The 224-nt window shown below is 71.4% G+C and carries 1 pseudogene; it reads right to left on the bottom strand.

Going from position 1 to position 224, the window contains the following annotated elements:
- Positions 1-224: pseudogene (locus tag J0695_RS43040) on the bottom strand (histidinol phosphatase); the annotation flags it as partial.

Below are 224 nucleotides of genomic sequence, written 5' to 3' on the forward strand. Positions count from 1 at the left end.
CATCATGTACGGCCAGAAGTCGCCGTACGCGCGCGTACGCCACACCTCGCGGGTGAGATCCAGGAAGCCGTCCAGACGCCCCTGCTCCTCCCAGCCGCTGAGCGAGGAGTACGCGAACGAGGCGTCGGCGAGCTTGGAGACCCGGGAGACCTGGAGCCGGGAGGCCGAGGACAGGCTGCGGCCGCTGTAGGCGCCGTGGCCCTTCGCCGCCCACCAGCAGCGGC

Origin of the sequence: Streptomyces beijiangensis (genome assembly GCF_017315755.1) — a bacterium.
Lineage (GTDB): Bacteria > Actinomycetota > Actinomycetes > Streptomycetales > Streptomycetaceae > Streptomyces > Streptomyces beijiangensis.